This is a genomic window from Microcystis sp. M49636_WE2 (genome assembly GCF_030065375.1).
GTDB lineage: Bacteria > Cyanobacteriota > Cyanobacteriia > Cyanobacteriales > Microcystaceae > Microcystis > Microcystis aeruginosa_C.
Map to the genome: position 1 here is coordinate 1 of NZ_JASJFG010000802.1, position 6,161 is coordinate 6,161.

A 6,161-nucleotide genomic window follows, 5' to 3' on the forward strand; every position below is an offset into this window, starting at 1 on the left:
ACCTACTAAAGCCTCGATTAATAAAAATACCAACTGACCACCATCAAGAGCAGGTAAAGGCAGAATATTAATCACCGCTAAGTTAATACTAATTAGGGCGGCAAATTGAAAAAGATTACCCGCATCATTACGAGCGATTGCTGCTCCGTATTCAACAATTTTAACCGGTCCTGCTACCTGTTGAACACTGTCTTTGAAGTTACTAACTAACTGCCCAAAACCTTGCACGGTTAATACAATTAATCGTTGAAATTCACCCGCACCTAAGCTAAAAGCTTGACCAAAATTATCGGCTTTCAGGCGAGTTTCTTCACCGTTAGGAGCCAATCTCACCCCAATTTTACCCTGACCATCACTTCCCAATTCAGGAGTAACGATTAAATCGAGAGTTTCTGTGGGGCGTTTGATGGTTAATTTTAGGGGTTGATCGGGGGAAGATTGAATAATGTCACGGAAGTCAATAATGGCATTCTGAGAAGCACCAAGGGGCTGATCATTGATAGCGAGAACAATATCACCCGCTTGTATTCCCGCTTGTTTAGCGACGGAATTTTCAGCAGTGAAAACCTCTGGAATAATTACCCCTTCTTGATAGTTAATTTGGGGAAAACCCACCGTAGCGACTTGGGTAACAAGCAAAAAATAGGCAAAAATTAAATTAGCAATTACTCCCGCACTAATGACGATAGCTCGATCGAAAACAGGACGATTGCGTAATAAATCAGGATCGTTATTAGGAATTTGACTATCGGGATCGTCATCGGGAAAACCAACGTAACCCCCTAAAGGAATGGCGCGGAGGGCGTATTCTGTTTCTTTACCTTGATATTTAGCTAAAGCTGGACCAAAACCGATGGAAAAGCGATTAACATGGATAGATTGCCAACGAGCAGCGGCAAAATGACCTAATTCGTGAACGACAATTAATAGGGCAAGGACACCGATCGCTATTAAAACTGACATGATGATCAAAATATAATGAATTAGCTTTTGTTAATTGTAAGCGATCCTCCCGGGCAGATTGCAAAAAATCTCTAGTTATCGCTAATTTTTCGATCATTTAATTAGGTAGGCGTTAAAAATTATCAGATGCCCCCCTTATCAAGGGGGGACTAAGGGGGGATCGGCACCCCCCTTATCAAGGGGGGACTCAGGGGGGATCGAACCTAAAATCCATTTTTAATTTAATTATAACCAGCTACTTATGCTAAAAGTGATCTTAACCGCCTAATTTGACCCGACGGAGAGCGATCGATGCCTTTGAGTGAGCGCGCCCAGCAATTAATCCCAAAAGCGAGAATCATCAGTTTCGCCAATTGGCCCTATCAGCAAGCAGCGATCGCTGTTTGGCAACAAGCGGATGATCAAACTCGCTATCTCGATGATAGTGATTTAGATACTATCGTCAATTTAGAGCCTGATTTACTGGTTTCTAGTCAGCAAGCTCGAAAACTGCGGGATAATGCTAATAGTATCGTCGATAACGCTCGTCAGGCTTTATTAAGCCAATTTCCCACCATTTTTCAACCCGGAGGCGATCTTCATCCACCCCACCGTGCCGAAGCTTGTTGGCGTGATTTCTGGAACTTTTTACGTTGTATTACCTACGGTGTCGCCGGACAGCAGATTCCCTACACCAGCGCCGAGGGATTGGAAAATATGCGTCTTCTTTACCAAGAATTGCAAGTACCATTAGGGGCGATGATTTCGGGGTTAGAAGCCTTAAAACAATACAGTTTAGATTATTTTAGCGACTCAGAAAAAACCGCAATTACTCCCTATTTTGATCACTTAATTGCGGTTATGAAAAAGTTTTAAAACCGAGGCATTTAATCCGTGTTAAAATAGTGAGGCCAACAGTTAAAAATGCCGCTCACCGAGGTTAAAACTCCGTTGAACCCATGAAATCATCGGCGCGGATGGGCCTCTTAGGGCCACCAAAAACCTCGATCGAGTGCCTGGCGGGTCGAGGTACTTTATAAAATGAGGGAGATTCTATGGATGCCAAAGCGAAATTACTAGAATTGATCGCTGGTAGAAATCGCGGACTCCTGGCCACGGAAAGCGACCGCGTGCGGATTTTAGCGGCGATCGAACAATTGGAGGACCACAATCCCCATCCTCATCCCCTCGAAGTTAAACAACTATTAGGGGGCAATTGGCGTTTACTATTCACCAGCAGCCGCGACATTCTGGGACTAGATCGCCTACCTTTTTTTCAATTGGGGCAAATTTATCAATATCTTGACCTGAACAAGGCCAAACTCTACAATATTGCTGAAATTACGGGCGTACCTTGGTTAGAAGGAGCAGTGATCGTCGCCGCTACCTTTGAACCCACATCCGAGCGTCGGGTCATGGTCAAATTTGAGCGCTCGATCCTCGGTCTGCAACGTTTTCTCAATTATCATTCTCCCCAAGAATTTATCGACGCGATCGAAAGTGGCAAAAAATTTCCTCCCCTCGATTTTTCCTTCAATAATCGTGAACAAAAAGGTTGGCTCGATATCACCTATCTCGATGAAGATCTCCGCATCGGCCGCGGCAGCGAGGGCAGCGTCTTTATTCTCGCTAAGGAAAAAACCTAACTTAAGTAGGTAGGCGTTAAAAGTTGTCAGATCCCCCCTTATCAGGGGGGGATTAAGGGGGGATCGGCACCCCCCTTATCAAGGGGGGATTAAGGGGGGATCGGCACCCCCCTTATCAAGGGGGGATTAAGGGGGGATCGGCACCCCCCTTATCAAGGGGGGCAGGGGGGATCGGCACCCCCCTTATCAAGGGGGGATTAAGGGGGGATCGGCACCCCCCTTATCAAGGGGGGATTAAGGGGGGATCGAACCTAAAATCCATTTTTAATTTAATTATAACCAGCTACTTATTACCATAAGACTAAATACTAGGCAATAGGTAATCAGTTTCTAATAACCAGATTTAGGATTAAAATCAAATTATTGTACTATCATTACTCCCAGGAATTTTACCAAAATGTCTAACGAAACCGTTACTTATAGTCTTGAATCTGTACTCAAGGAAATCAAAGACAGCATCAAGGAGGTTAACCAAAAAATCGATACCCTACAAAGAGATGTCACCCAAAAAATCGACACCTTGCAACAGGATGTTAACCAGAAATTTGACAGCCTACAGAAGGAAGTTAACCAAAAAATCGACACCTTGCAACAAGATGTTAACCAGAAATTTGACAGCCTACAGAAGGATTTTAACCAGAAATTTGATAAGATCGACGAACGGCTAACTAAGCTAGAGGTAGGACAAGCAAAACTAACTGAGAAAGTCGATGGGATGGATAGAAGACTAGAAAAGGTGGAAGGAACCCAAAAAAATCAAGTTTGGACGTTAATTATTCTTTTAGGAGGAGCGATCGGAACGGCAGCGTGGCGCTCTTTCTTTTCTGGTAATCCTTAGAAATATTACTATAATTTCTCACTTTAGGGTAGTTATGAGGGGAAATTAGCAGATGTCAAACTCAGGTTAAAAATAAGGGATGTCTAACCAATTTACAACTAAAGGAAACTTAACCACCCCCAGAAAGAAAGCAACGATTAAGGGATATTTTCAGGTTTCTAATCTCCGAATTGCCTGATCGCACTTTTGAACCTTTGCTGCTAACTCCAATGCTTGAAATAATTCCCGCGACTGAAGAAATGCTTCTTTCGCTTCCGATATACGTTTGAGTTTATAGTAGGTAAACCCCAGATTAAACCAAGATTTCGCTTCACCCCCCCGATCACCGATTTCTCGACTTATTGCTAAGGACTGTTGATAAAACTCGATCGCTTTTTGGTATTCTCCTAGGGAATAGTAAACATTGCCTAAATTACCGTAGGATTTCGCTTCACCCCCCCGATCATCGATTTCCCGTGTGATTGCTAAGGACTGTTGATGAAACTTGATCGCTTTTTGGTATTCTCCTAGGGAATAGTAAACAGCGCCTAAATTATTGTAGGAATTCGCTTCACCCCCCCGATCACCGATTTCCCGTTTGATTGCTAAGGACTGTTGATAAAACTCGATCGCTTTTTGGTATTCTCCTAGGGAATCGTAAACAGTGCCTAAATTATTGTAGGAATTCGCTTCTCTCGACGGATCTTCGATTTCTCGACTTATTGCTAAGGACTGTTGATAAAACTCGATCGCTTTTTGGTATTCTCTTAGGGAACTGTAAAGATTGCCTAAACCTATGTAGGATTTCGCTTCACCCACCCGATCACCCATTTCTCCTTTGATTGCTAAGGACTGTTGACAACTTTTGATCGCTTTTTGGTATTCTCCTCTGGAATAATAAATATCTGCCAATGAGTCGAGACTCGCAACTAAATCAAGTTCTAGATTTAACTCTTTTTGTAAATTGATCGCTTTTTGATAATACTCGATCGCAAGCTGTTGTTCCTGACGATAATCTGACAATGGCAGATTTAATAAACGAAGGGTATAAATCTTAGCTAAACTGGCATATAAACTCGCTAGTCTTGGCTCTTTTTTGCCTTTATTTACCTCGATTTGCTCGATTAGTTCTAACAAGTCTTCCCTAGAGATTAAAGGAATATCTTTATCTATAGTAATTTCGTCAAAAGATTGTAAAATTGGTAAAATTTCCTGACAAGGTAAAAAGTTACTTGGAGGAGAAATAAAGCGAAAAACTCCTTTTCTCCAACTCCAAAAATCGGGGGACTTTTTGCGTAAATTTACCTCCACTGTGCTTGTTACCCAAAGAACAATGGAATAGGGAAATTCTCGCAGTCCTTCCCTTGTCCATTGCAGATAACCAAAAAATTTATCTAGTTCCGATTTTTCCTGTTGCCATTCGATCGAGTGTAATTTTTCCACTCCTGTGGTTGTGATCACGGCGTTTTTGCTTTGTAGTAACTCTGGTTTTCTGGAGACTAAACTAGCAATGGCTGCTCTTAAACTCGGTTCTTTTTGATCTAAATCAATCCGATAACAAGGGATTACTGGTTCTAATTCTTTGCTATAGCGATCGATGATTTCTTCTCGCAATTTTTCCTGATCACACACACAAATCAATATATTTAATCTCTCTTGATTTGCCTCTAGAGACACGATTAAACCTTCGTATTCTCTTTCATTTTGGTCAATAATTGAAGATGTTTCATTATTCATAATAAGTGGATAGCTGTTAAAAACTGTCAGATACCCCCATTAGGTAGGGTTGATTCATGAATCAACCCTACGGATCAAGGGGGGATCCGCACCCCCCTTATCAAGGGGGGATCAAAGGGGGATCCGCACCCCCCTTATCAAGGGGGGATCAAAGGGGGATCCGCACCCCCCTTATCAAGGGGGGATCAAGGGGGGATCCGCACCCCCCTTATCAAGGGGGGATCAAGGAGTGATCCGCACCCCCCTTATCAAGGGGGGATCCATCTTCAATTTAATTATAACTACTTACTTATCCCATTCAAATTGTTCCTCTTTTTTTCATTAACTCAACCACAATCGGATGCACGTTATACCAGAGATCGCCATTGCGGTATTCCAAAATATATAAACCATGCAACAGATCTAGAAAATTTTGATCCTTGAGATCCTTCGGTTTTAACTTTTCATAAACAGTTTTAATAATTTCCTCATCTGCTGTACCGATACTTTCAGCAAAATCGAGACTAAGTTCTGTGATTGATTGTTCTAGAACAGCTTGATCAATTTTTAGGGTATTATCATCGGGATAACGACGAACCGATCGCAAACAAACCCGACAGCAATCATTAGTAATGCGAATTAATTCTCGTAACACTCCCCCACTATAAAGACAAATTTTTTCGAGGGTGTCAGGATCGATTAAAGCGGAATCGATGCGCTTAGTGATAATCTCGGTTAAAGTAGCAATAATTTGCGGATCGGGTATAGCATTAGGTGCATTAATTTCTCCCTGTTTAAAGAGTTTATATACAGGCATTTTCACGATCTGATTATTGATTTCTGTTTCGAGAGTTGCCTTTAAAGCTACTTCTCTTAAAGCGGCGATCGGAATAGTCATAATAATCCGAAAACCGGGCAATTTAATCGCTTTAATATGGGATTGAAAAATATCCCTTACCTGTGCTAAGTCAATTTTATCAATGTCATCAACAATTACTAAGATTTTTTTCTGACTTTGGGACTCGATCTCACTAGCTATA

At 41.9% G+C, this 6,161-nt stretch carries 5 protein-coding genes and 1 pseudogene; 3 read left to right on the forward strand and 3 right to left on the reverse strand.

Annotated elements, in window-relative coordinates:
- Positions 1 to 963, reverse strand: a 963-nt coding sequence (rseP, locus tag PX484_RS18320; protein ID WP_288105027.1) for an RIP metalloprotease RseP, incomplete at its 3' end; no start/stop codon positions are given.
- A 291-nt stretch (positions 964 to 1,254) separates the two neighbouring features.
- Between rseP and PX484_RS18325 the strand changes: the two genes are divergently transcribed.
- From PX484_RS18325 to PX484_RS18335, 3 genes are all read left to right on the forward strand, one after another.
- Complete coding sequence (locus PX484_RS18325; RefSeq protein WP_108935291.1) at positions 1,255 to 1,818, forward strand: bilin-binding protein; 564 nt, start codon at positions 1,255 to 1,257, stop codon at positions 1,816 to 1,818.
- A gap of 179 nt (positions 1,819 to 1,997) precedes the next feature.
- Entirely contained in the window at positions 1,998 to 2,588 is a 591-nt protein-coding gene (locus PX484_RS18330) for a PAP/fibrillin family protein (protein ID WP_002747500.1), read from the forward strand.
- Positions 2,589 to 2,985: 397 nt separating this feature from the next.
- Positions 2,986 to 3,426, forward strand: a complete 441-nt coding sequence (locus PX484_RS18335) for a DUF4164 family protein (RefSeq protein ID WP_104397644.1) — start codon at positions 2,986 to 2,988, stop codon at positions 3,424 to 3,426.
- A 150-nt stretch (positions 3,427 to 3,576) separates the two neighbouring features.
- Here PX484_RS18335 and PX484_RS18340 read toward each other — a convergent pair whose 3' ends face one another.
- On the reverse strand, positions 3,577 to 5,142 hold the full coding sequence (locus PX484_RS18340; RefSeq protein WP_287767692.1) for a tetratricopeptide repeat protein: 1,566 nt from the start codon (positions 5,140 to 5,142) through the stop codon (positions 3,577 to 3,579).
- 298 nt (positions 5,143 to 5,440) lie between these two features.
- Positions 5,441 to 6,161: pseudogene (locus tag PX484_RS18345) on the reverse strand (ATP-binding protein); the annotation flags it as partial.